The sequence below is a fragment of the Corynebacterium tuberculostearicum genome (assembly GCF_013408445.1).
Classification (GTDB): Bacteria; Actinomycetota; Actinomycetes; order Mycobacteriales; family Mycobacteriaceae; genus Corynebacterium; species Corynebacterium tuberculostearicum.
On sequence record NZ_JACBZL010000001.1, the window covers coordinates 1,484,869 to 1,509,368 of the forward strand.

The following is a 24,500-nucleotide window of genomic DNA, read 5'->3' on the forward strand; positions in this document are numbered from 1 at the left end:
ATGACCGAGCAGGCAGTCCGGGCAGAAAGCGTGCATGACGAGCACGCTCACCCGAGCGATCACTGGCTCGATGAGGTCACCGCGCCCACCGGCCCGGCCTTCAGCGGGCTCAGCAGCCGCGCCATGGAATGGTTCGCGGGCCCGGCGCGCCTGCTGCGCCGCTTCTACTACTTCGCCTCCACCACCCCAGGCAAGCTTTTTACGGTCACGCTCATTCTCACCGTTGCCCTAGGCGCCGCCGGCTTATCGATGTCCCAATCTTCCGCCGCCCGCCACTCCGACCTAGACGAGCTGCTGACCACCACCGAGCCGATGTCAAACGCGGCACACCACCTTTATAGTTCGCTCTCAGTGGCCGATACCGTGGCCACCACCGGCTTCGTACAGGCCGGCGTGGAATCGGAGCGCAACCGCGATAGCTATAACGAGGCCATCGATGCCGCCTCAGTGGCGGCTACCGAATCCGTGCTGGGCACCACCAAAGAGGATGGCCGGGTGCGCGAGCTGGTGACCTTTATCCAACGCGAGCTGCCCGTCTATACCGCAATGGTGGAAAAGGCCCGCGCCAATCACCGGGCGGGCAATGCGGTGGCCAATTCCTATATGTCCAATGCCTCGGCGCTCATGCGCGAGCGTATTCTGCCGGCTGCCTCCGAGCTATTCCAGCTGACCACCGCCAAGGTAAACCAGCAGCAGCAAGAGCTCACCTCGCCGCAGTGGGTGCCGCTCTCCGGCCTCTTGGCGGCGCTCTTCTTCCTCGCCGTGGCCCAATGGTGGCTGTGGCGCCAGACCCGCCGGCGTTTTAACCGCGGCTTCTTAACTGCCAGCGTGCTGCTTTTCTTGGCCATCTCCTGGGTGGCGCTATCCAACCTCGCCACCTGGTCCACCGGCCACCAGGGCTTCGAGACGGCCTCACGCCCGTGGGATTCGCTCACGGCCTCACGAATTGAGGCGCAGCAGGCGCGCACCTCCGAGACCCTCGCGCTGGTGCTGCGCTCCTCCGAGGAGGATTCAATGGTGCGTTTTTCCAGCTCCATCAACTCCATCGAAGGGGCCCTCGAGGATTATGAGGAAGCGCTCAATGATGAAGATGTGGAGGTCACCGACCCAGAACTCATCCACAGCGCCCGGGCTGCCGCCGAGCAGTGGCGCGGCACCCACGACAAGCTCATGGGTGCGCTCAAGGACGGCGACTATGACGAGGCCATCTACCAAGCCACGGCGACCGAGCCCAAGAACGGAGAGATGACCGCGGCGCGTTCCTATGACGAGCTCGACGCGGAGCTTTCGGATCTCATCGGCCAGGCGCGCATCGCCATGCGCAGCTACTTGGAGCGCGGCCTGACCGCCATGACAGCGGTGTCCTCGGCCGTGTTCCTGCTGACCTTGTGCGCCATTATTGCCGTATGGCTGGGCATCCGTCCCCGACTGCAGGAGTACCTCTAATGCGCCGCCCACGCCTTACCCTCGCCGCGCTCGCCTGCGCCTGCGCCGCGCTGCCACTTGCCTCCTGCGATGTTCGCTCCACCCCGCCGCTAGAGGCGCCCGCCGAGCGCCCCCTCGACTCCCGGCCGGGCCCGCCGCTGCCGGAAGGAGCGAAGGTTGAAAAGGCCGGCTCCACCGCCGCGCAGCGCGCCTCTGAGGAAGAGATTAAGGGCAGCTACCGCCCGGATGATAAGAAAGCGAAGGAGCGGGTGCCGGACATCGTCAAGCGCGGCCGGCTCATCGTGGGCGTGGATCGTTCCAATAACTTGATGAGTTACCGCGATGCCGCCACCGGTGACGTGCGCGGCTTCGAGGTGGATATCGCCCGCGAGATTGCCCGCGATATCTTTGGCGATCCCAATAAGGTGGACTTCCGCTTCATAGAATCCTCCGACCGCGTTAATGCCCTCAATACCGGCGCGGTGGACATGATCGTGCGCACCATGACCATTAGCCCGGAGCGCGAGCGCGAGGTGGCCTTTTCCATTCCCTATATGAACACCCAAACCCGCATGCTGGTGCTCACCAATTCCGGCATGAAGTCCGTGAAAGACGCCGCCGGTAAGACCCTATGCGGTGTAGGCGCGTCCACCGCGCTAGAAACCATCCGCGAGCACGCCCCCAAGTCCGATATCTTGGTTACCCGTTCCTGGGGCGATTGCCTGATGGCCCTGCAGCTTAACCAGGCCGATGGCATCGTCGTCGATGATGCCCTGCTCTCCGGCATGGCCGCCCAAGACTCCTATACCTCCATCGTGGGCGAGCCGCTAGAGACCGAGAATTACGGCGTGGCCGTGCGCCGCCCCAGCAAGCAGCATGACACCCGCCCGCTGCTGCGCCAAGTAAATTCCACGCTCGAACGCATCCGCCGCGACGGCACCTGGTCCACAATCTTTGAAGAGTGGCTCGGCGCCTACCTGGAAGAGCCCACCCTGCCGGCCGGTAAGTACATCGAGGAGGACGCTAAGCCATGAGCCATAACCCGAATTTCAGCGACGACGAGCTCGAGTACATCGAGCCGGAGAACCTCGATACGCAGCGCGCCTTCCGCCAGCCCACCAATGCCGCCAATTCCGCGCAGGAGCCGGATGCGCTGGACGATGCCCCCTTGGACGACGGCCCCGCCACCGCCGCCGTTGCTTTCGACCCCTTTGCAGACGAGGATGACGAGGGCACCGCGGCCGTGGCCTTTGCCCCCTTTGCGGACGAGAATGAGCCCGGCGATGACGCCGGTACCTCCGCGGTTGCCTTCGATCCCTTCGCGGACGAAGACGAGGACGCCGATGGTTCCATCGATCCAGACCACATTTCCACCCTGTTAGCAGACCTAGACAATATCCGCGCCCAGCGCGAACAACAGCGCGCCCAAAAGGCCCAGGAGGACTCCTCGCAGCGCTCGCGCCGCCGCGCGCTCGACACCTTTCGCGAGCGCCGCGGCACCCACCGCGCCGAGCGCCGCGTAGCTGATGGCATGGTGCGCCTGCCGTTTATCACCCCGGCCGAGCCGACCGATGCGCTCATTGACCCCACCGAGGAATCCTCCGGCAAGAAGATTCCGCCACCACAGCTACAGCCCGGTGACATGGTGGCCGGACAGTACGAAATCTTGGGCGTTATCGCCCACGGCGGCATGGGCTGGATTTACCTGGCCAATGATCACTTTGTCTCCGGAAGAGTGGTGGTCCTCAAAGGTATGCAGGCCCAAAAATCGGCCGATGAAACCGCCGCTGCGGTGGCAGAACGCGAATTCCTCGCCGATATTACCCACCCTGGCATCGTCAAGATTTTCAACTTCATCGATGACGCCCGGGTGCCCGGCGGCTTTATTGTCATGGAGTATGTCGGCGGGCCGTCGCTAAGAAGCAGGCGCAAAAAGCAACCGGATAAGCTCCTGCCCGTCGATATCGCCATCGCCTATATCCTAGAAATCCTGCCGGCCCTGGAGTACCTGCATTCGCGCGGGGTGGTCTATAACGACTTAAAGCCGGATAACATCATCGTCACCGAGGACCAGGTCAAACTCATTGACCTAGGCGCGGTCTCCGGCATTGGCGCGTTTGGCTATATCTACGGCACCAAGGGCTACCAGGCCCCGGAAGTGGCCACCGAGGGCCCGTCCATCGCCAGCGATATCTACACCATCGGCCGCACCCTGGCTTCGCTCTGCCTCAAGCTACCTACCGAAGACGGCGTCTATCTGCCGGGCATCCCCACCCCGACCGAGGAGCCGGAGCTGCGCCGCTTCCTATCGCTCTACCGCCTGTTGCAGCGCGCCACCGACCCGGATCCGCAGCGCCGCTTTACCTCCATTAAAGAGCTGCGCACCCAGCTCTACGGCGTGCTGCGCGAGGTCATCGCCATCCGCGACGGCCTGCAATACCCATCCCAACATTCGCTTTTCTCGCCGCAACGTACCACCTTCGGCACCAAGCACCTGGTTTTTCGCACCGACCAGCTTATCGACGGCATCGATCGCACCGTCCAAATCACCGCCCCCGAGGTCGTCTCCGCCCTGCCCACCCCGCTGCTGGACCGCGATGACGTGGGCGCCGGCCTGCTGCAGGGCGCTTCCTATGCGGAGCCACAGGAAGCCCTGGAGACCCTCCGCCAGGCCATGCAGACCCCCGAGTACGAGCACTCGGCCGAAATCCCGCTGGGCGTGGTGCGCTCCATGATCGACCTAGGCTATACCGGCCAAGCCCGCCAGTGGCTGAGCTCCATCGAGGACCGCCTCGGCCGCGACTGGCGTTTCCAGTGGTACGCCGGCATTACCGAGCTGCTTCACGATGACTACCGCGACGCCCAGAAATACTTCTCCACCGTCCTCGACCTTCTGCCGGGCGAGGCGGCACCCAAGCTCGCCATCGCCGCCATCAACGAGCTCATCCTGCAGCAGCTGGACTACAGCGATACCGCGCTCATTGACCCCACCGTGGCCCGCGCCTGCTCCAATATGCATTCCACGCTGGCAGATCTCCCCAACTCCGCCTTTGAGGGCCAGCCGGAAATCTGGAACCACGTCACCCAGGATCCGGCCGCGCTGCGCTTTAACTCCATGCGCCTCTACGGCATTGTGTGGTCCACCAACCCCACCACCGTCTCCTCCGCCTTTGGCCTCGCCCGCCAGCTGCGCTCCGAGGGCCAGGTGGAGGTAGCCGTCGTGGTCCTCGACAAGGTCCCCAATGCCTCGCGCCACTATCGCATGGCCCGCTTGACGACGATCCTCCAGCTCATCGTCCACGATCTTTCCGAGTCCCGCATCCGCCGCGCCGCCCGACGCCTCGAAGAGGTCCCCACCAACGAGCCGCGCTTCCTCCAGATTAAGATTGCCGTCATCTCCGCCGGCCTGAATTTCCTGCGCAATGCCGATCTCTCGCGCGCCGCCTCCCCCAACGACCTCTTCGAATACGCCTTTACCCAGCGTGGCCTGCGCACCGGTCTCTCCGAGACACTCCGCGCCCTCGCGCGCCAAGCACCGTTTAGCCGCCACCGCTACGCGCTCGTCGACCTAGCCAACCAGGTCCGCCCCGTCACCACTTTTTAGTCTGCCTTCCTGCTACCAGCCAACAGGGTGCAGAAAACTAGAAAAGGGGCGCGCGGTCTTTTACACCACACGCCCCGTTGTTCAAAGTCCAGCCGTTAGCTAGACGTGAGAATCTTTACTTGTAGAGGCCAGCCTCACGCGCCATTGCGGCGATTTCGGCGGACTTCTGAGCGATAGCCAACTCTTCGTTGGTCGGTACGACAAAGACCTTAACCGGGGAATCCTCGGTGGAGATCATGCGCGGCTGGTCGGAACGGACCAGGTTGCGCGGACCTGACCCCTGTTTGGTGGACACCTGATATCCAGCCCAGTCGGGCTGGAAGAAAGGTAATCTACCACCATGTCCAGGTACTCCGAACAGTTCAAACGCGATGCCGTGGCCCTCTACGAAAACAATGAGGACCTCTCACTGAACTCAGCATCAGCAGAGCTCGGTATCAACCGTGCCTCGCTGCATTCTTGGATCAAGAAGTACGGCACCGGCAAACGTGCCCGCACAAAAAGCATGCGCGACAAGGTCCAAGCAGCGAATGATTCCGAACGGATCCGCCAGTTAGAAAAAGAGAACGCAAAGCTGCGCGAAGAACGTGACATCCTGCGCAAGGCCGCGAAATATTTTGCCGAAGAGACTCACTGGTGATCCGCTTCCAGTTTGTCTATGACCACCGAACCGAATTCTCGGTTAAGCGGATGTGCCAGGTGTTAAAGCTCAATCGCTCCTCGTTCTACAAATGGGTGCAAACCCGCGAAGAACGCAGGTTAAAGACGTGTTCGGATGCTCTTATTGGTGCAAGAATCAAGACCATCTTCGATGATGAATACGGGCTTTATGGTGCTAAACGCATCGCTGCAAGCCTTAAAGCCGATACGAGCTTTGGCCCGATAAATCACAAGAAAGTCGCACGAATCATGAAATCCATGGGACTTAAAGGCTTTACCAAACGCCGCCGATGCGTCACTACCAGGCGTAAGCCTGGTCACCGCGTCATGCCAGATCTAGTAGGCCGCAGATTCACAGCTGACAGGCCAAACCACGTCTATGTAGGCGACATTACGTACCTGCCGTGTAAGGGCGGCAAGAACATGTACCTGGCCACGGTCATCGACGTCTACTCGCGCAAACTTGTCGGACATGCACTCGCCGATCACATGCGGGTATCACTGGTTATCGAAGCTTTGTCCCATGCCAGGAAAGTCCGCGGAAGCCTTAAAGGGGCAATTTTCCATTCTGATCACGGCAGCGTGTACACCTCACAAGCCTTTAGGAACTATTGCTCGTCGTTGGGTGTGCGCCAGTCTATGGGAGCGGTAGGAACGAGTGCTGATAACGCCCTAGCAGAATCGTTTAACGCCACGCTCAAGCGGGAAATCTTGCGTGACAGGAAAGTCTTTGACAATCCGATCTCCTGCCGCCAAGAAGTCTTCCGGTGGTGCATGCGCTACAACACACGCCGACGGCACTCCTGGTGCAATCTTTCAGCTCCTGACGTCTTTGAAGCCGAGAATTCAGCTACACTGACTAGAGCAGCATAGCTAACCCCCGACGTGTCCACTTTCCGGGGGTCAGGCCCCGCTCCTTATCAAAGTGGATGCCGTACATATCCAGGTTGTACAGGGAGTCCTGGCGGACCTCGGTATCGTTCTCGCCCACACCGGCGGTAAAGGTGATGGCGTCCACGCGGCCCAGGGCAATCATGTAGGAACCGATGAAGCGGCGCAGCTGGTGGATGTAGATGTTATAAGCCAGCCAAGCGTCTTGGTCCTCGTTGTCGATGCGCTCGCGCAGCGTACGGAAGTCGTTAACGCCAGAGATGCCCTTGACACCGGACTGCTTGTTGAGCAGGTTGTCAATCTCATCCACGCTCATGCCCGCCTGGCGGACGAGGTGGAAGATGATGCCCGGGTCAATGTCACCGGAGCGGGTACCCATAGCCAAACCGGCCAACGGGGTCAGGCCCATCGAGGTATCGATGGCGCGGCCATTGCGGATGGCGGCAGCGGAAGCACCGTTGCCCAGGTGGAGAGTGATCTGGTGGGTGTGCATCGGGTCGCGGCCCAAAAGGGCCGGCACCTGCTGGGAGACGAACTCGTGAGAGGTGCCGTGGAAGCCGTAGCGACGGATATCGTACTTGGAAGCCACCTCATTGTTGATGGCATAAAGCGCAGCTGCCGGCGGCAGGGTGTTAAAGAACGCGGTATCGAAGACCGCAACGTGCGGAATATCCGGCAGCATCTTGCGGGCCACGCGGATGCCATCCAAGTTGGCCGGGTTGTGCAGCGGAGCCAGCGGGATGAGGTCTTCAATCATGGACTCAATCTGGTCTACGATGAGCTGCGGCTCGGAGAAGAGGCGGCCGCCGTGAACAACACGGTGACCAACGGCGATAACATCCACGTCGGTCGGGCCAACGTTGTGCTCGCTCATGATGGCAAAAGCGCGCTCAAGGCCGAAGGAGTGAGTAGGGATTTCCAGCTCTTCCTTGTACTTCTCGCCACCGGTCTTGACGGTGACGGCGCCGAGGGGCTCGCCAACCTGCTCGACCAGGCCAGAGACCAGCGGGGTATCCGTGGCGCTGGACTCGGGATCGACCAGCTGGAATTTAACGGAGGAAGAACCTGAGTTAAGGACCAGAACGTATGACATTTATTTCTCTCCAGCCTGAATAGCGGTGATTGCAACGGTGTTGATGATGTCCGGAACGGTCGCGCCACGCGACAGATCGTTAACCGGCTTGTTCAGACCCTGCAGGATCGGGCCCACGGCGAGCGCACCGCCGGTGCGCTGTGCCGTCTTGTAGCCAATATTGCCGGCCTCCAAGTCCGGGAAGACGAAGACGTTTGCCTGGCCGGCCACCTCAGAATTCGGCATCTTCTTAGCCGCAACGCCTGGGTCGCAGGCGGCGTCGAACTGCAGCGGGCCATCCACCTTGACGGAAGAATCCAGCTTCTTAGCGGCTTCGACGGCGGCCACTGCACGGTCAACGTCCGGGCCGGAGCCGGAGGTGCCGGAGGAGTAGGACAGCATGGCCACACGCGGGTCGATGCCGAACTGGGAGGCGGTCTGTGCGGAAACGATAGCGATCTCGCCCAGCTGCTCGGCGGTGGGGTTCGGGTTGACGGCGCAGTCACCGAAGGCCCACAGGCGGCCGCGCATGACCATCAGGAAGATGGAGGAGACCACGGAAGCATTCGGCTTGGTCTTAATGATCTGGAAGGAAGGCTTAATGGTGTGGGCGGTGGTGTGAGCAGCGCCGGAGACCATGCCATCGGCCAAGCCCTTGTGCACCATCATGGTGGTGAAGTAGGAAATATCCTTCATCGTCTCGCGAGCCTGCTCGAGGGTTACGCCCTTCTTCTTGCGCAGCTCGGCAAAGTCGGCGGCGAATTCCTCTGCCAGCGGGGACTCGAGGTGGTTGATGATCTCGGCACCAGCCAGGTCGAGCTTCAGCTCTTCGGCGCGGGCCTTGATATCGGCCTCGTTGCCCAGGATGGTCAGCTTGGCAACCTTATCGCGCAGGACCACGTGTGCGGCCTCGAGGATGCGGTCATCGTCGCCCTCTGGCAGGACGATGTGGGAACCGGCGGCGCGGGCCTGGTCAATGAGCTGCTTCTGGAAGAGGTCTGCGGACATGACCGGGGAGACGTCGCCAAGCGCAGCAAGTGCGCCCGGAACCGCTTCCAGGTCGGTGAAGATGCCAGCGACGGTAGCCCCCAGGGATTCCGCATTGTGCTGGGCAAGCTCGCCGGTGCGCTGCGGGGCGCCGGAAATGATGGCCAGCGGCAGGCCAAGGGCGGCAGCTACTTCAGCATCGAAGGCGATATCGCCGGTGCCCTGCGCCACGATATTCTCAGCGGCGGGAGCCTCAGCCAGTACGGCGGCGACGGTGGCATCGAAGTCTTCGAGGCGGATGAGCTCCGCGCCCAGGTCCTTAGCCAGGGCGGGCACATCGAGGCCATCGAAGCCACGGCCGATAGCGCTAATAACTGCGGAATGCGATGCAGACATGCAATTTACCTTTCATTCACGGTCACTTGAACACAATTAACGCGCCTCATAACTTCATGTCAGTCATCACAGTTATCAGCGCGCGGTGACTACTCCACTGTACGCGATTTACCCCCTCCTATGCCCCATCGTGACCTCCCTAAACTGGGGTTAGTAATGCTGTGGTTTTTATCGCATAGTGACCGCGTAGAATATGCAGCACAACGAAAGAAAGGACACCCTAAGCACATGACTACCCCAGTGCGCGTCGCCGTGGTCGGCTCCGGCCCGGCAGGCATTTACGCCTCTGACCTTCTAGTGAAATCCGACCTCGATGTGCAGATCGATCTTTTTGAGAAGATGCCCGCCCCCTTCGGCCTGATCCGCTACGGCGTGGCACCGGATCACCCGCGTATTAAGGGCATCGTGCAGTCCCTGCACAACGTTATGGAAAAGGAAGAGATCCGCTTCCTGGGCAATATCGAGGTGGGCAAGGACATCACCGTCGAGGAGATGCGCGAGTATTATGACGCCATTATCTTCGCCACCGGTGCTACCGCCGATAAGCGCATGGGCATCCCAGGCGAGGACCTCAAGGGCAACCATGGCGCCGGCGAATTCGTGGGCTTTTATGACGGCAACCCCAACTTTGAGCGCGATTGGGATCTCTCCGCAGAGTCCGTCGCCGTGGTTGGTGTGGGCAATGTCTCCCTCGACGTCTCCCGCATCCTGGCTAAGACCGCGGACGAGCTGCTCGTGACGGAGATCCCCGATAACGTTTATGAGGCGCTGAAGAAGAACCGCGCCAAGGAGGTCCACGTCTTCGGCCGCCGCGGCCCGGCGCAGGCCAAGTACACGCCGAAGGAGCTCAAGGAGCTGGACGAGTCCCCGACCATCGAGGTCATCGTCAACCCCGAGGACATCGAGTATGACGCCGCCTCTGAGGAGGCCCGTCGCGCCGCCAAGTCCACTGACCTGGTGTGCCAGACCCTCGAGTCCTACGCCATGCGCGAGCCGGGCGATGCCCCGCACAAGCTCTACATCCACTTCTTCGAGTCCCCAGTAGAGGTATTGGGCGAGGACGGCCACGTCACCGCCATTAAGACCGAGCGCACCGAGCTCAATGGCGATGGCTCCGTAACCGGTACCGGCAAGTTCACCGAGTGGCCGGTGCAGGCCATCTACCGCGCAGTGGGCTACCACCCGCAGTCCGTCGACGGCGTACCTTTCGACGAGACCCAGGCCACCATGCCTAACGACGGCGGCCACGTGCTGGCCAATGTCGACGGCGAAAAGCTCCCCGGTCTCTACACCACCGGCTGGATTAAGCGCGGCCCGGTGGGCCTGATTGGCAATACCAAGTCTGATGCCAAGGACACCACCACCATGCTCATCGCTGATTACAAGGCCGGCGACTTGGATCCGGCCACCAAGCGCGATCCGCAGGATATCCTGGACTTCCTGGCTTCCCGCGATATCGCCGTGACCACCTGGGAAGGCTGGCACCGCCTGGATGCCGCCGAGCGCGCCGCTGGCGAGCCGCACGGCCGCGAGCGCATCAAGATCGTCGAGTGGGACGAGATGGTCAAGCACGCCGGCCCACAGGCCTAACCCGTGCCGCATATCATTTCCGCCGCGCCCCTGGGGCAGCTGGCGGCCTTGGACGTCCACCAGCTCTACAAGCTGCGGGTGGACGTCTTTGTGCACGAGCAGCGCTGCCCGTACGCCGAGATTGACGCCACCGACGCCGATCCCCAGACCGTGCACCTGCTGGCCTGGGACGCGGACACCCACGAGCTGCTGGGCACGGCCCGCGTCTTTCCGGCCGCGCCTACTGACGCCGCGCTTGCCGACGCCGCCAACGGTGCCCAAATCGGCCGCTTCGCCCTCGCACCCGCCGCGCGTGGCACGGGCCTCGGCCGGGAACTTTTCCAGGCGGCCGTCGACCTAGGCGAGCGCATGCACCCAGGCCAGCCGCTTTACCTGGAGGCGCAGGCCGGCCTCGTGGACTATTACGCCAGCTTTGGCTTTACTCCGGTAGGCGAGCTATTCGACGACGAGGGAGTCCCCCACCAGCCGATGCTGCGCCCCGCGCCCTAGTCGGCGTCGTCCACGCCGGAGGCAAGCTTTGGGTCGAGCTCCACGCCGCCCTCGTACTCCACGACCTCGATATCGGGGACGTTATCCGCCTCCGGCTGGATGCCGCGCGCACCGCCCTGGGCCAAAAGGCCCGGCGTGGAGGTCACCTCGATCTTGTGCGCCGCTAGTGCTGCGCGGTCGCGCGCCTCCTCCGCGCTTTCCGCGGTGGCAGATACCAAGCCCATGCGACGACCCTTGTAAGCCCCGGGCTTGCCAAAGAGTTTGACGTCCGTCTCGGCGTAGTTGAGGGCCGCGGCGACGCCGGTATAGGCAACCTCATTTAGCTCCTCATCCGCGTGGATGACCACGCTAGCGCCAGGGGTGACCAGGGTGGCGTCGATGGGGTAGCCCAAAATCGCGCGCGCATGCAGGTCAAAGGCGGAAAAACGCTGGGTATAGCAGGTCAGCATCGCCGTATCCGAGGGCCGCGGGGACACGGAGGAAAAGTACACATCATCGCCCGCAACGAAGAGCTCCACGCAGTACACGCCGCGCCCGCCCAACTCATTAGAGATGCGCGCGGCCACCGAGCGCGCGTTTTCCAGCGCAATCTCGCTCATGCCGGTAGGCTGCCACTCCTCCACGAGGTCGCCGCGCTCATGGCGGTGACCGATGGGCTCGCTAAACCACGTGGCCAACTTGCCCGTCGCCGGATCGATGGAGCGGATAGCCAGCAGGGTGACCTCGAGGTCAAAGTCCACGAAGCGCTCGGCCACCACGCGCTGCGAATCCGAGGACACGCGCCGCACGGTCTCCCATGCGGTGCGCACGTCCTCCTCATCGCGGGCAATCATGTGGCCCTTGCCGGAGGTGGACACATCCGGCTTAATAATGCACGGAAAGCCCAGCTCCCCCACCGCTTCTTCCAGTTCCTCCACGGAGCTAGCAAAGCGATACGCGGAGACCGGCAGCCCGATATTCTCCGCCACCTCGCGCACGCACTGGCGGTCCTGCGTCATGGCGCAGGCGCGGGCGGAGGGGACCACGATGGCGTCGCTATGCGCCTCCATCTCCTCCAGCGCTTCTACCGCAACGGTTTCTACCTCCGGAACCACAAAATGCGGCTGAATCTCCTGCGCCAGCTGCAGGATGCGCCCGGCGTCCTTGATATCGGCGACGTAGCTATACTGCGCCACCTGGTGCGCCGGCGCGCCCGCATACGAGTCCACCGCGTGGACCTCCAAGCCCAGGTTCTGGAAGGACATGGCCAGCTGCTTGCCCAGCTCGCCCGAGCCCAGCAGCAATACCTTGGTGGCATTGCTGGTCAGCGGCGTGCCAATATGACCGGCGATCTCGCCTGGACCTGACCCCTGTTTGGTGGACACCTGATATCCAGCCCAGTCGGGCTGGAAGAAAGGTAATCTACCACCATGTCCAGGTACTCCGAACAGTTCAAACGCGATGCCGTGGCCCTCTACGAAAACAATGAGGACCTCTCACTGAACTCAGCATCAGCAGAGCTCGGTATCAACCGTGCCTCGCTGCATTCTTGGATCAAGAAGTACGGCACCGGCAAACGTGCCCGCACAAAAAGCATGCGCGACAAGGTCCAAGCAGCGAATGATTCCGAACGGATCCGCCAGTTAGAAAAAGAGAACGCAAAGCTGCGCGAAGAACGTGACATCCTGCGCAAGGCCGCGAAATATTTTGCCGAAGAGACTCACTGGTGATCCGCTTCCAGTTTGTCTATGACCACCGAACCGAATTCTCGGTTAAGCGGATGTGCCAGGTGTTAAAGCTCAATCGCTCCTCGTTCTACAAATGGGTGCAAACCCGCGAAGAACGCAGGTTAAAGACGTGTTCGGATGCTCTTATTGGTGCAAGAATCAAGACCATCTTCGATGATGAATACGGGCTTTATGGTGCTAAACGCATCGCTGCAAGCCTTAAAGCCGATACGAGCTTTGGCCCGATAAATCACAAGAAAGTCGCACGAATCATGAAATCCATGGGACTTAAAGGCTTTACCAAACGCCGCCGATGCGTCACTACCAGGCGTAAGCCTGGTCACCGCGTCATGCCAGATCTAGTAGGCCGCAGATTCACAGCTGACAGGCCAAACCACGTCTATGTAGGCGACATTACGTACCTGCCGTGTAAGGGCGGCAAGAACATGTACCTGGCCACGGTCATCGACGTCTACTCGCGCAAACTTGTCGGACATGCACTCGCCGATCACATGCGGGTATCACTGGTTATCGAAGCTTTGTCCCATGCCAGGAAAGTCCGCGGAAGCCTTAAAGGGGCAATTTTCCATTCTGATCACGGCAGCGTGTACACCTCACAAGCCTTTAGGAACTATTGCTCGTCGTTGGGTGTGCGCCAGTCTATGGGAGCGGTAGGAACGAGTGCTGATAACGCCCTAGCAGAATCGTTTAACGCCACGCTCAAGCGGGAAATCTTGCGTGACAGGAAAGTCTTTGACAATCCGATCTCCTGCCGCCAAGAAGTCTTCCGGTGGTGCATGCGCTACAACACACGCCGACGGCACTCCTGGTGCAATCTTTCAGCTCCTGACGTCTTTGAAGCCGAGAATTCAGCTACACTGACTAGAGCAGCATAGCTAACCCCCGACGTGTCCACTTTCCGGGGGTCAGGCCCCCTGGATTATCCATGAAAATGCTCCTTCTAAGCCGCAGGCAGCGGCGTTTACTGCCTTAAATTATTTCATATTTAGGCCCCAACCCCACCACCTACATGCCAGGTGAGCCGGATAGGCGAAGGCGCCCTGTGGGCAATTCCACAGGGCGCCTTGAAAGGTTCAGCCTAGGCTGCAGGTGCCTCAGCCGGAGCCTCGGCTGGGGCTTCGGCCGGAGCCTCCCCTGCCGGCTGCTCGGCGGGCTGCTCTGGCTCGCCTACCGGCTCCGCCACGGTAATGATGTTGTCCTCATAACCCAGCGCGCCACCAACGAACTGGCCACCGCAGGTAATGAGAACCAGGCGGTTCTCGCCTTCCTTATCATTAACCACGTCCGGGAATCCGGAGCCCTTCGGCAGGCGGTACGGCGCCTCGGTCACGCGGAAGGTACGCTCTTGGCCGTCGATGACCACGGTAAATTCCTGGTCCTTCTTCAGCTTGGTGAACTTCTCCGCATAACCAGTGCCCTGGCCCTGGTAGTTAATGTGGCCGGTAATCACACTCGAGCCCACATTGCCCGGCTCGCCCGGCACAGCGGAGGCGGAGTACCAGCCCACGCGGGTGACGTCGTGTGGCGGAAGCAGCACGCCCTGGTCCGTGACCTGTACGGGGTCCACGGCCGCGTACTCGCCATCGATGCCCACGGACATGCCTTCAAAGCCCTTGAATTCACCAGGCGCGGCCTCATACTCGTGCTCCTGCTGGCCCGAATCATCCACGAAGGCATCGGACTTCGGCCCGGATTCTTCCGACGCACTCTCGCTGGCCACCGTCTCTGGTGCCGAGCCGGCCTCATCCTCATCATCGCGCGCCAAGTACAGCACTACCTGCAGCAAGACCAATGCCACCACAACGATGGCCGCGATAATAGCGATCAGCTTGCCACGGCCCATGCCCTGCTTGCCGACGCCCCCTTCTTCCTCACTCGCCGGATACTGCGACATTCCATTGTCTTCCGGCTGCTGTGGTTGCGCATGCTTTCCCATAGCTAGCTTCCTCTACTTCCTCGTTTTGTCTACCTTGTGCAGGTTATATGCAAATCCCCTCCAGCGTGTGCAGTCACACCCTGGAGGGGATTTTTGGTGTTTAAGTCTCAACCCCGGTGGGGCGACCCGCGGGCCGCCTCACCGATGCTTATGGACTACTTGATGTAATCCTGCATACCCGGCTCAAGCTCGGTTGCGCCGGACGGTACGGACTTAATCTCAACGCGCTCGGCGTTGGATGGCAGTGCGTTGCCAGTCTCTTCAGGTTCCTGACCCTGGACCTCGACGCCACGGCCGTGTCCATTGTCAGCGTTGCCGCCCTTAGGAGCGTCCTGACCCTTGACCTCGTGACCATTGCCACCATCGTGGTTACCGGTGTTGTCACCGTGGCCGCCATTGTGGCTGCCGGTGTTGTCACCGTGGCCACCGTTGTGGTTGCCATGATCCTTGTGGTCGAAGTGATCCTTGATGATCTTGCCCAGGCCGATGCCCGGAATCAGGATGAGCCACCACTTATTGTCCTTGGAGGAACCGTTGGAGGAACCATCCGAGGAGCCGCCTGGCTTGTCCTGATCGTGGACCTCGTGGGAGATCACGGTCTGGTCATCATCATTGATGTCCTTGTGCTCAGCAATGTGGTTCGGCTTCTCCGGAGTAGTACCCGGAGTTTCCTCGCCCTTGTCATTGACCTCGGTGGAGGTGAGCTCTTCGAAGGCAACCGCAGCCTGGACAGGCTCCTTCACATCATCGTTCACGGTGATGGTGACAGGCACCATGCCCTTGGACTTCTCCGGAGTGAAGGTCTTCTCACCGGTACCCAGAACAGACTTGCCGTCCTTCTTGGAAATGAGCTCAGCCTTCAAGGTGTATTCCTTACCCGGAACTAGGCCACCATACGTCACCTCATCGATGACCTTGGCACCAGCAACAACCTCATGGGAACCCTTAGCAAAGTCAGCATTCGTGGTAACCCACGGCTCACCTGGCTTGTGCTCCTCAGTCGTCGGCTTGGTCGGCTCAGTCGGGTTGGTCGGCTCAGTCGGGTTGGTCGGCTCAGTCGGGTGGACCTGACCCCTGTTTGGTGGACACCTGATATCCAGCCCAGTCGGGCTGGAAGAAAGGTAATCTACCACCATGTCCAGGTACTCCGAACAGTTCAAACGCGATGCCGTGGCCCTCTACGAAAACAATGAGGACCTCTCACTGAACTCAGCATCAGCAGAGCTCGGTATCAACCGTGCCTCGCTGCATTCTTGGATCAAGAAGTACGGCACCGGCAAACGTGCCCGCACAAAAAGCATGCGCGACAAGGTCCAAGCAGCGAATGATTCCGAACGGATCCGCCAGTTAGAAAAAGAGAACGCAAAGCTGCGCGAAGAACGTGACATCCTGCGCAAGGCCGCGAAATATTTTGCCGAAGAGACTCACTGGTGATCCGCTTCCAGTTTGTCTATGACCACCGAACCGAATTCTCGGTTAAGCGGATGTGCCAGGTGTTAAAGCTCAATCGCTCCTCGTTCTACAAATGGGTGCAAACCCGCGAAGAACGCAGGTTAAAGACGTGTTCGGATGCTCTTATTGGTGCAAGAATCAAGACCATCTTCGATGATGAATACGGGCTTTATGGTGCTAAACGCATCGCTGCAAGCCTTAAAGCCGATACGAGCTTTGGCCCGATAAATCACAAGAAAGTCGCACGAATCATGAAATCCATGGGACTTAAAGGCTTTACCAAACGCCGCCGATGCGTCACTACCAGGCGTAAGCCTGGTCACCGCGTCATGCCAGATCTAGTAGGCCGCAGATTCACAGCTGACAGGCCAAACCACGTCTATGTAGGCGACATTACGTACCTGCCGTGTAAGGGCGGCAAGAACATGTACCTGGCCACGGTCATCGACGTCTACTCGCGCAAACTTGTCGGACATGCACTCGCCGATCACATGCGGGTATCACTGGTTATCGAAGCTTTGTCCCATGCCAGGAAAGTCCGCGGAAGCCTTAAAGGGGCAATTTTCCATTCTGATCACGGCAGCGTGTACACCTCACAAGCCTTTAGGAACTATTGCTCGTCGTTGGGTGTGCGCCAGTCTATGGGAGCGGTAGGAACGAGTGCTGATAACGCCCTAGCAGAATCGTTTAACGCCACGCTCAAGCGGGAAATCTTGCGTGACAGGAAAGTCTTTGACAATCCGATCTCCTGCCGCCAAGAAGTCTTCCGGTGGTGCATGCGCTACAACACACGCCGACGGCACTCCTGGTGCAATCTTTCAGCTCCTGACGTCTTTGAAGCCGAGAATTCAGCTACACTGACTAGAGCAGCATAGCTAACCCCCGACGTGTCCACTTTCCGGGGGTCAGGCCCGGTTGGTCGGCTCAGTCGGGTTGGTCGGCTCAGTCGGGTTGGTCGGCTCAGTCGGGTTGGTCGGCTCAGTCGGGTTAGTCGGCTCAGTCGGGTTGGTCGGCTCAGTCGGCTCAGTCGGGTTGGTCGGCTCAGTCGGCTCAGTCGGGTTGGTCGGGTTAGTCGGCTCAGTCGGGTTAGTCGGCTCAGTCGGCTCAGTCGGCTCAGTCGGGTTGGTCGGCTCAGTCGGCTCAGTCGGGTTGGTCGGGTTAGTCGGCTCAGTCGGGTTGGTCGGGTTAGTCGGCTCAGTCGGCTCAGTGGTTTCCTTATCGCCGCCCGGAACAGGAACAGTGGTAGGAGTTTCCTCGTTCTCCTTCGGCACAGTCTGGTCATCATCATTGATGTCCTTGTGCTCACCAATCCAATTCGGCTTGTCATTATCCGGGGTGTCCTCACCCTTGTCATTGACAACCTTAGAAGTCAGAGTCTCGAAAGCAACCGCAGCCTCAACCGGCTCAGTAACCTTCTTCTCATCCACGGTGATGATCACAGACTCAGTGCCATTAGCACTCTTCGGGGTGAAGGTATGACCCTTAGTCTCACCCAGAACAGTCTTACCGTCATCCTTGGAAATCAGCTGAGCATCAAGAGAATATTCCTTACCCGGAACCAAACCCTCATAGGAAACCTGGTCCACAATCTTGGCACCAGCAACAACCTCATGAGCACCATTCTCAAAGTCCGCGTTCGTAGAAACAATCGCATTCTTCTTCTTGGTCACAGTCTGGTCATCATCATTGATGTCCTTGTGCTCACCAATCCAATTCGGCTCGTCATTATCAGGGGTGTCCTCACCCTTGTCATTGACAACCTTAGAAGTCAGAGTCTCAAAGGCAACCGCAGCCTCAACCGGCTCCTCCACATCATCATTAACGGTGATGGTGACAGGCTCCTTGCCATCAGCCTCATCCGGAGTGAAGGTGTGACCCTTAGTCTCACCCAGAACGGTCTTACCGTCATCCTTGGAAATCAGCTGGGCATCCAGGGAGTATTCCTTACCCGGAACAAGACCCTCGTAGGAAACCTGGTCCACAATCTTGGCACCAGCAACAACCTCATGAGAACTATTAGCGAAGTCCGCGTTCGTAGAAACAATCGCATTCTTCTTCTTGGTCACAGTCTGGTCATCATCATTGATCTCCTTGTGGTCAGCGATGTGGTTCGGCTTCTCCGAAGTAGTACCCGGAGTCTCCTCACCCTTGTCGTTGACCTCAACAGAAGTCAGCTCTTCGAAGGCAACCGCAGCCTTGACAGGCTCCGTCACATCATCGTTCACGGTGATGGTGACAGGCTCCATGCCGTGGGACTTCTTCGGCGTGAAGGTAGCTTCACCCTTGCCCAGAACAGTCTTGCCGTCCTTCTTGGAAATCAGCTCAGCCTTCAGGGTGTATTCCTTACCCGGAACCAGACCCTCGTAGGTGACCTCATCAACAATCTTGGCACCAGCAACAACCTCATGAGAACTATTAGCGAAGTCAGCGTTAGTGGAGATCTTCGGTTCATCACCCGGGGCCTGACCCCCGGAAAGTGGACACGTCGGGGGTTAGCTATGCTGCTCTAGTCAGTGTAGCTGAATTCTCGGCTTCAAAGACGTCAGGAGCTGAAAGATTGCACCAGGAGTGCCGTCGGCGTGTGTTGTAGCGCATGCACCACCGGAAGACTTCTTGGCGGCAGGAGATCGGATTGTCAAAGACTTTCCTGTCACGCAAGATTTCCCGCTTGAGCGTGGCGTTAAACGATTCTGCTAGGGCGTTATCAGCACTCGTTCCTACCGCTCCCATAGACTGGCGCACACCCAACGACGAGCAATAGTTCCTAAAGGCTTGTGAGGTGTACACGCTGCCGTGATCAGAATGGAAAATTGCCCCTTTAAGGCTTCCGCGGACTTTCCTGGCATGGGACAAAGCTTCGATAACCAGTGATACCCGCATGTGATCGGCGAGTGCATGTCCGACAAGTTTGCGCGAGTAGACGTCGATGACCGTGGCCAGGTACATGTTCTTGCCGCCCTTACACGGCAGGTACGTAATGTCGCCTACATAGACGTGGTTTGGCCTGTCAGCTGTGAATCTGCGGCCTACTAGATCTGGCATGACGCGGTGACCAGGCTTACGCCTGGTAGTGACGCATCGGCGGCGTTTGGTAAAGCCTTTAAGTCCCATGGATTTCATGATTCGTGCGACTTTCTTGTGATTTATCGGGCCAAAGCTCGTATCGGCTTTAAGGCTTGCAGCGATGCGTTTAGCACCATAAAGCCCGTATTCATCATCGAAGATGGTCTTGATTCTTGCACCAATAAGAGCATCCGAACACGTCTTTAACCTGCGTTCTTCGCGGGTTTGCACCCATTTGTAGAACGAGGAGCGATTGAGCTTTAACACCTGGCACATCCGCTTAACCGAGAATTCGGTTCGGTGGTCATAGACAAACTGGAAGCGGATCACCAGTGAGTCTCTTCGGCAAAATATTTCGCGGCCTTGCGCAGGATGTCACGTTCTTCGCGCAGCTTTGCGTTCTCTTTTTCTAACTGGCGGATCCGTTCGGAATCATTCGCTGCTTGGACCTTGTCGCGCATGCTTTTTGTGCGGGCACGTTTGCCGGTGCCGTACTTCTTGATCCAAGAATGCAGCGAGGCACGGTTGATACCGAGCTCTGCTGATGCTGAGTTCAGTGAGAGGTCCTCATTGTTTTCGTAGAGGGCCACGGCATCGCGTTTGAACTGTTCGGAGTACCTGGACATGGTGGTAGATTACCTTTCTTCCAGCCCGACTGGGCTGGATATCAGGTGTCCACCAAACAGGGGTCAGGTCCCCGGGTTCTCACCAGTCGGGTTGGTCGGCTCAGTCGGGTTGGTCGGCTCAGTCGGGTTGGTCGGCTCAGTCGGGTTAGTCGGCTCAGTCGGGTTAGTCGGCTCAGTCGGGTTGGTCGGCTCAGTCGGGTTGGTCGGCTCAGTCGGCTCAGTCGGGTTGGTCGGCTCAGTCGGGTTGGTCGGCTCAGTCGGCTCAGTCGGGTTGGTCGGCTCAGTCGGCTCAGTCGGGTTGGTCGGCTCAGTCGGGTTGGTCGGCTCAGTCGGCTCAGTCGGGTTGGTCGGCTCAGTCGGGTTGGTCGGCTCAGTCGGGTTCGTCGGCTCAGTCGGGTTCGTCGGCTCAGTCGGCTCAGTCGGGTTCGTCGGCTCAGTCGGCTCAGTGGTTTCCTTATCGCCGCCTGGAACAGGAACAGTGGTAGGAGTTTCCTCGTCCTTCTTGGTCACAGTCTGGGAGCCATCATCGATGTCCTTGTGCTCACCAATCCAATTCGGCTTGTCATTATCCGGGGTGTCCTCACCCTTGTCATTGACAACCTTAGAAGTCAGAGTCTCGAAAGCAACCGCAGCCTCAACCGGCTCAGTAACCTTCTTCTCATCCACGGTGATGATCACAGACTCAGTGCCATTAGCACTCTTCGGGGTGAAGGTATGACCCTTAGTCTCACCCAGAACAGTCTTACCGTCATCCTTGGAAATCAGCTGAGCATCAAGAGAATATTCCTTACCCGGAACCAAACCCTCATAGGAAACCTGGTCCACAATCTTGGCACCAGCAACAACCTCATGAGCACCATTCTCAAAGTCCGCGTTCGTAGAAACAATCGCATTCTTCTTCTTGGTCACAGTCTGGTCATCATCATCGATGTCCTTGTGCTCACCGATCTCGTTCGGCTTGTCATTGTCAGGGGTGTCCTCACCCTTGTCGTTGACAACCTTAGAAGTCAGCGTCTCGAAGGCAACCGCAGCCTCAACCGGCTCAGTAACCTTATCGCTCACGGTGATGGTGACAGCCTCAGTGCCCTTAGCCTCATCCGGGGTGAAGGTATGACCCAGAGTCTCACCCAGAACGGTCTTACCGTCCTTCTTGGAAATCAGCTGAGCATCCAGGGAGTATTCCTTACCCGGAACCAGACCCTCGTAGGAAACCTGGTCCACAATCTTGGCACCAGCAACAACCTCATGAGAACTATTCTCGAAGTCCGCGTTCGTAGAAACAATCGCATTCTTCTTCTTGGTCACAGTCTGGGAGCCATCATCGATGTCCTTGTGCTCACCAATCCAATTCGGCTTGTCATTATCCGGGGTGTCCTCACCCTTGTCATTGACAACCTTAGAAGTCAGAGTCTCGAAAGCAACCGCAGCCTCAACCGGCTCAGTAACCTTCTTCTCATCCACGGTGATGATCACAGACTCAGTGCCATTAGCACTCTTCGGGGTGAAGGTGTGACCCTTAGTCTCACCCAGAACAGTCTTACCGTCCTTCTTGGAAATCAGCTGAGCATCCAGGGAGTATTCCTTACCCGGAACCAGACCCTCGTAGGAAACCTGGTCCACAATCTTGGCACCAGCAACAACTTCCTTCGAACCATTCTCAAAGTCCGCGTTCGTAGAAACAATCGCATTCTTCTTCTTGGTCACAGTCTGGTCATCATCATCGATGTCCTTGTGCTCACCGATCTCGTTCGGCTTGTCATTATCCGGGGTGTCCTCACCCTTGTCGTTGACAACCTTAGAAGTCAGCTTCTCAAACGCAACCGCAGCCTCAACAGGCTCCTCCACATCATCGCTCACGGTGATGGTGACAGCCTCAGTGCCCTTAGCCTCATCCGGGGTGAAGGTATGACCCAGAGTCTCACCCAGAACGGTCTTACCGTCCTTCTTGGAAATCAGCTGAGCATCCAGGGAGTATTCCTTACCCGGAACCAGACCCTCGTAGGAAACCTGGTCCACAATCTTGGCACCAGCAACAACCTCATGAGAACTATTCTCGAAGTCCGCGTTCGTAGAAACAATCGCATTCTTCTTCTTGGTCACAGTCTGGGAGCCATCATCGATGTCCTTGTGCTCACCAATCCAATTCGGCTTGTCATTATCCGGGGTGTCCTCACCCTTGTCATTGACAACCTTAGAAGTCAGAGTCTCGAAAGCAACCGCAGCCTCAACCGGCTCAGTAACCTTCTTCTCATCCACGGTGATGATCACAGACTCAGTGCCATTAGCACTCTTCGGGGTGAAGGTGTGACCCTTAGTCTCACCCAGAACAGTCTTACCGTCCTTCTTGGAAATCAGCTGAGCATCCAGGGAGTATTCCTTACCCGGAACCAGACCCTCGTAGGAAACCTGGTCCACAATCTTGGCACCAGCAACAACTTCCTTCGAACCATTCTCAAAGTCCGCGTTCGTAGAAACAATCGCATTCTTCTTCTTGGTCACAGTCTGGTCATCATCATCGATGTCCTTGTGCTCACCGATCTCGTTCGGCTTGTCATTATCCGGGGTGTCCTCACCCTTGTCGTTGACAACCTTAGAAGTCAGCTTCTCAAACGCAACCGCAGCCTCAACCGGCTCAGTAACCTTATCGCTCACGGTGATGGTGACAGCCTCAGTGCCCTTAGCCTCATCCGGGGTGAAGGTATGACCCAGAGTCTCACCCAGAACGGTCTTACCGTCCTTCTTGGAAATCAGCTGAGCATCCAGGGAGTATTCCTTACCCGGAACCAGACCCTCGTAGGAAACCTGGTCCACAATCTTGGCACCAGCAACAACCTCATGAGAACTATTCTCGAAGTCCGCGTTCGTAGAAACAATCGCATTCTTCTTCTTGGTCACAGTCTGGGAGCCATCATCGATGTCCTTGTGCTCACCAATCCAATTCGGCTTGTCATTATCCGGGGTGTCCTCACCCTTGTCATTGACAACCTTAGAAGTCAGAGTCTCGAAAGCAACCGCAGCCTCAACCGGCTCAGTAACCTTCTTCTCATCCACGGTGATGATCACAGACTCAGTGCCATTAGCACTCTTCGGGGTGAAGGTGTGACCCTTAGTCTCACCCAGAACAGTCTTACCGTCCTTCTTGGAAATCAGCTGAGCATCAAGAGAATATTCCTTACCCGGAACCAGACCCTCGTAGGAAACCTGGTCCACAATCTTGGCACCACCAACAACTTCCTTCGAACCATTCTCAAAGTCCGCGTTCGTAGAAACAATCGCATTCTTCTTCTTGGTCACAGTCTGGTCATCATCATCGATGTCCTTGTGCTCACCGATCTCGTTCGGCTTGTCATTATCCGGGGTGTCCTCACCCTTGTCATTGACAACCTTAGAAGTCAGCGTCTCGAAGGCAACCGCAGCCTCAACCGGCTCAGTAACCTTATCGCTCACGGTGATGGTGACAGCCTCAGTGCCCTTAGCCTCATCCGGGGTGAAGGTATGACCCAGAGTCTCACCCAGAACGGTCTTACCGTCATCCTTGGAAATCAGCTGAGCATCCAGGGAGTATTCCTTACCCGGAACAAGACCCTCGTAGGAAACCTTGTCCACAATCTTGGCACCAGCAACAACCTCATGAGAACTATTCTCGAAGTCCGCGTTCGTAGAAACAATCGCATTCTTCGACCCCTCGGAGCCACCGCCGTTGTCCGGAGTATCCGGCAGACCAGGCTGGTCCGGGGTAAACACGCGCTGAGCATCGGTAAGCCCCTTATTACCATCAAGCTTTCCATTAGGACCCACGATGGTGATATAAGCACCCTCCGGCGCCTTTGGAACCTCTACCTCTGGATCCCTTTGCAGCTTCCACGGCTCACTGGACTCAATATCGAACCCTGTTAGCTGCTTAAACTCGTCCAAGTTTCCCTTGTAGCCATGGTAAAAGGAACCGACAACAATGTCGACATCCTTTAGCTGGGGATTCGTTGCAGCTTTGCGCGCAATCTTGGCGGAAGCATTGTCACCAATCAGCATCGATAGGTAGTAGGAGTAATTAGAAGCAGCCGCTTTCGCGGATTCCTTAGCACTTTCATCGCCATTGGACTCAGCTTCCTTAGCCTCCTGATATGCGTGCTTCAGCTTGGTGGCTACATTAATCGCAGCATTCCGGAGATCCTCTTGAGATGCACCTGTAATTTCAGGATAATCCGGGATCGGTGCTTTGCCTGCGGTCGCAATTTGGAACCTATGGCCACTTGCTTCCTTAGGAATCGGCTTCGGCTCGTCAATACACCAGCCCCAGCCCATATCGTTATCGGGGTTACCGGTCTGACCAAAGCTAGTCCCCTCAACCTTTACGGGCTGACCACCCCACACCAGGGTGCCCCAGCTGTAATCGTAGCCCTCTGACTTCAAACCTTCGTCACCAAGGTCATTATCCACAGATATTCCATCTGCCGCCTTAGCCCCCGGAACGGTGACCATGGCCGCAATTACCGCAATTGCAGCGAGCACTGCGGTAAAGACCATCCACCCCTCTCGGGATATGTTTCTTAATTTACTCATTCTTTCCTCTTCGAGCGGTACA

At 58.4% G+C, this 24,500-nt stretch carries 16 protein-coding genes and 1 pseudogene; 8 read left to right on the forward strand and 9 right to left on the reverse strand.

Features of this window, described 5'->3' with window-relative positions; translation table 11 throughout:
• Genes BJ985_RS07030 through BJ985_RS07040 form a run of 3 tightly spaced genes read left to right on the forward strand, consistent with a single transcriptional unit; the run spans position 1 to position 5,029 of the window.
• Positions 1-1,446, forward strand: coding sequence for a GlnX family signal transduction membrane protein (locus BJ985_RS07030; protein WP_179387025.1), 1,446 nt, complete (start codon positions 1-3; stop codon positions 1,444-1,446).
• Positions 1,446-2,459 carry a glutamate ABC transporter substrate-binding protein gene (locus BJ985_RS07035; protein ID WP_179387026.1) on the forward strand — a complete coding sequence of 338 codons (1,014 nt, stop codon included), beginning with the start codon at positions 1,446-1,448 and terminating at the stop codon, positions 2,457-2,459. Before BJ985_RS07030 ends, BJ985_RS07035 begins: the two co-directional genes overlap by 1 nt.
• Positions 2,456-5,029, forward strand: coding sequence for a serine/threonine protein kinase (locus BJ985_RS07040; protein WP_179387027.1), 2,574 nt, complete (start codon positions 2,456-2,458; stop codon positions 5,027-5,029). Before BJ985_RS07035 ends, BJ985_RS07040 begins: the two co-directional genes overlap by 4 nt.
• Positions 5,030-5,144: 115 nt before the next feature.
• Here the strand turns inward: BJ985_RS07040 and BJ985_RS07045 are convergent.
• Positions 5,145-5,279 (reverse strand): annotated as a pseudogene (locus BJ985_RS07045) (acetate kinase); the annotation flags it as partial.
• A gap of 90 nt (positions 5,280-5,369) precedes the next feature.
• On the opposite strand from BJ985_RS07045, the gene BJ985_RS07050 reads away from it, so the two are divergent.
• Positions 5,370-6,562, forward strand: a protein-coding gene (locus BJ985_RS07050) for an IS3 family transposase (protein WP_100067808.1) whose coding sequence is annotated in 2 segments (ribosomal slippage) — positions 5,370-5,649 and positions 5,649-6,562 — 1,194 coding nt in all. Because the reading frame shifts where the segments join, the coding sequence is not laid out codon by codon here.
• Here BJ985_RS07050 and BJ985_RS07055 read toward each other — a convergent pair.
• Together BJ985_RS07055 and pta are read right to left on the reverse strand one after the other, a co-directional pair.
• Positions 6,549-7,673 (reverse strand): acetate kinase, encoded by a 1,125-nt coding sequence (locus BJ985_RS07055; protein ID WP_236587118.1) that lies wholly within the window; start codon positions 7,671-7,673, stop codon positions 6,549-6,551. The genes BJ985_RS07050 and BJ985_RS07055 overlap by 14 nt on opposite strands.
• Positions 7,674-9,035, reverse strand: a complete 1,362-nt coding sequence (gene pta / locus BJ985_RS07060) for a phosphate acetyltransferase (protein ID WP_179387028.1) — start codon at positions 9,033-9,035, stop codon at positions 7,674-7,676.
• A gap of 228 nt (positions 9,036-9,263) precedes the next feature.
• Here pta and BJ985_RS07065 point away from each other — a divergent pair, with 228 nt between their 5' ends.
• Positions 9,264-10,625 carry an FAD-dependent oxidoreductase gene (locus tag BJ985_RS07065; protein WP_179387029.1) on the forward strand — a complete coding sequence of 454 codons (1,362 nt, stop codon included), beginning with the start codon at positions 9,264-9,266 and terminating at the stop codon, positions 10,623-10,625.
• Positions 10,626-10,628: 3 nt separating this feature from the next.
• Complete coding sequence (locus BJ985_RS07070) at positions 10,629-11,114, forward strand: GNAT family N-acetyltransferase (RefSeq protein ID WP_179387030.1); 486 nt, start codon at positions 10,629-10,631, stop codon at positions 11,112-11,114.
• Here BJ985_RS07070 and purT read toward each other — a convergent pair.
• Entirely contained in the window at positions 11,111-12,478 is a 1,368-nt protein-coding gene (purT, locus tag BJ985_RS07075; protein ID WP_179387031.1) for a formate-dependent phosphoribosylglycinamide formyltransferase, read from the reverse strand. The genes BJ985_RS07070 and purT overlap by 4 nt on opposite strands.
• A gap of 45 nt (positions 12,479-12,523) precedes the next feature.
• Between purT and BJ985_RS07080 the strand changes: the two genes are divergently transcribed.
• Positions 12,524-13,716 (forward strand): IS3 family transposase gene (locus BJ985_RS07080; protein ID WP_100067808.1). Its coding sequence is split into 2 segments (ribosomal slippage): positions 12,524-12,803 and positions 12,803-13,716, totalling 1,194 coding nucleotides; the frame shifts between segments, so codons are not numbered across the junction.
• 203 nt (positions 13,717-13,919) lie between these two features.
• Here the strand turns inward: BJ985_RS07080 and BJ985_RS07085 are convergent.
• Positions 13,920-14,777, reverse strand: a complete 858-nt coding sequence (locus BJ985_RS07085; RefSeq protein ID WP_179387032.1) for a class F sortase — start codon at positions 14,775-14,777, stop codon at positions 13,920-13,922.
• A 155-nt stretch (positions 14,778-14,932) separates the two neighbouring features.
• The gene (locus BJ985_RS07090; protein WP_257020386.1) at positions 14,933-15,913 is read right to left on the reverse strand and encodes a VaFE repeat-containing surface-anchored protein; all 981 of its coding nucleotides are present in this window, start codon (positions 15,911-15,913) and stop codon (positions 14,933-14,935) included.
• On the opposite strand from BJ985_RS07090, the gene BJ985_RS07095 reads away from it, so the two are divergent.
• Positions 15,912-17,104, forward strand: a protein-coding gene (locus BJ985_RS07095; protein ID WP_100067808.1) for an IS3 family transposase whose coding sequence is annotated in 2 segments (ribosomal slippage) — positions 15,912-16,191 and positions 16,191-17,104 — 1,194 coding nt in all. Because the reading frame shifts where the segments join, the coding sequence is not laid out codon by codon here. The genes BJ985_RS07090 and BJ985_RS07095 overlap by 2 nt on opposite strands.
• Before the next feature lie 30 nt (positions 17,105-17,134).
• On the opposite strand, the gene BJ985_RS07100 is transcribed toward BJ985_RS07095, so the two are convergent.
• The 3 genes from BJ985_RS07100 to BJ985_RS07110 form a co-directional block, all read right to left on the reverse strand.
• Positions 17,135-18,670 (reverse strand): VaFE repeat-containing surface-anchored protein, encoded by a 1,536-nt coding sequence (locus tag BJ985_RS07100; RefSeq protein ID WP_179387597.1) that lies wholly within the window; start codon positions 18,668-18,670, stop codon positions 17,135-17,137.
• A gap of 55 nt (positions 18,671-18,725) precedes the next feature.
• A protein-coding gene (locus BJ985_RS07105; protein ID WP_100067808.1) for an IS3 family transposase occupies positions 18,726-19,918 on the reverse strand; the annotation gives its coding sequence in 2 pieces (ribosomal slippage) (positions 18,726-19,639 and positions 19,639-19,918; 1,194 coding nt in all).
• Positions 19,919-19,981: 63 nt separating this feature from the next.
• Complete coding sequence (locus BJ985_RS07110; protein ID WP_179387033.1) at positions 19,982-24,442, reverse strand: VaFE repeat-containing surface-anchored protein; 4,461 nt, start codon at positions 24,440-24,442, stop codon at positions 19,982-19,984.
• Positions 24,443-24,500 lie beyond the last annotated feature (58 nt).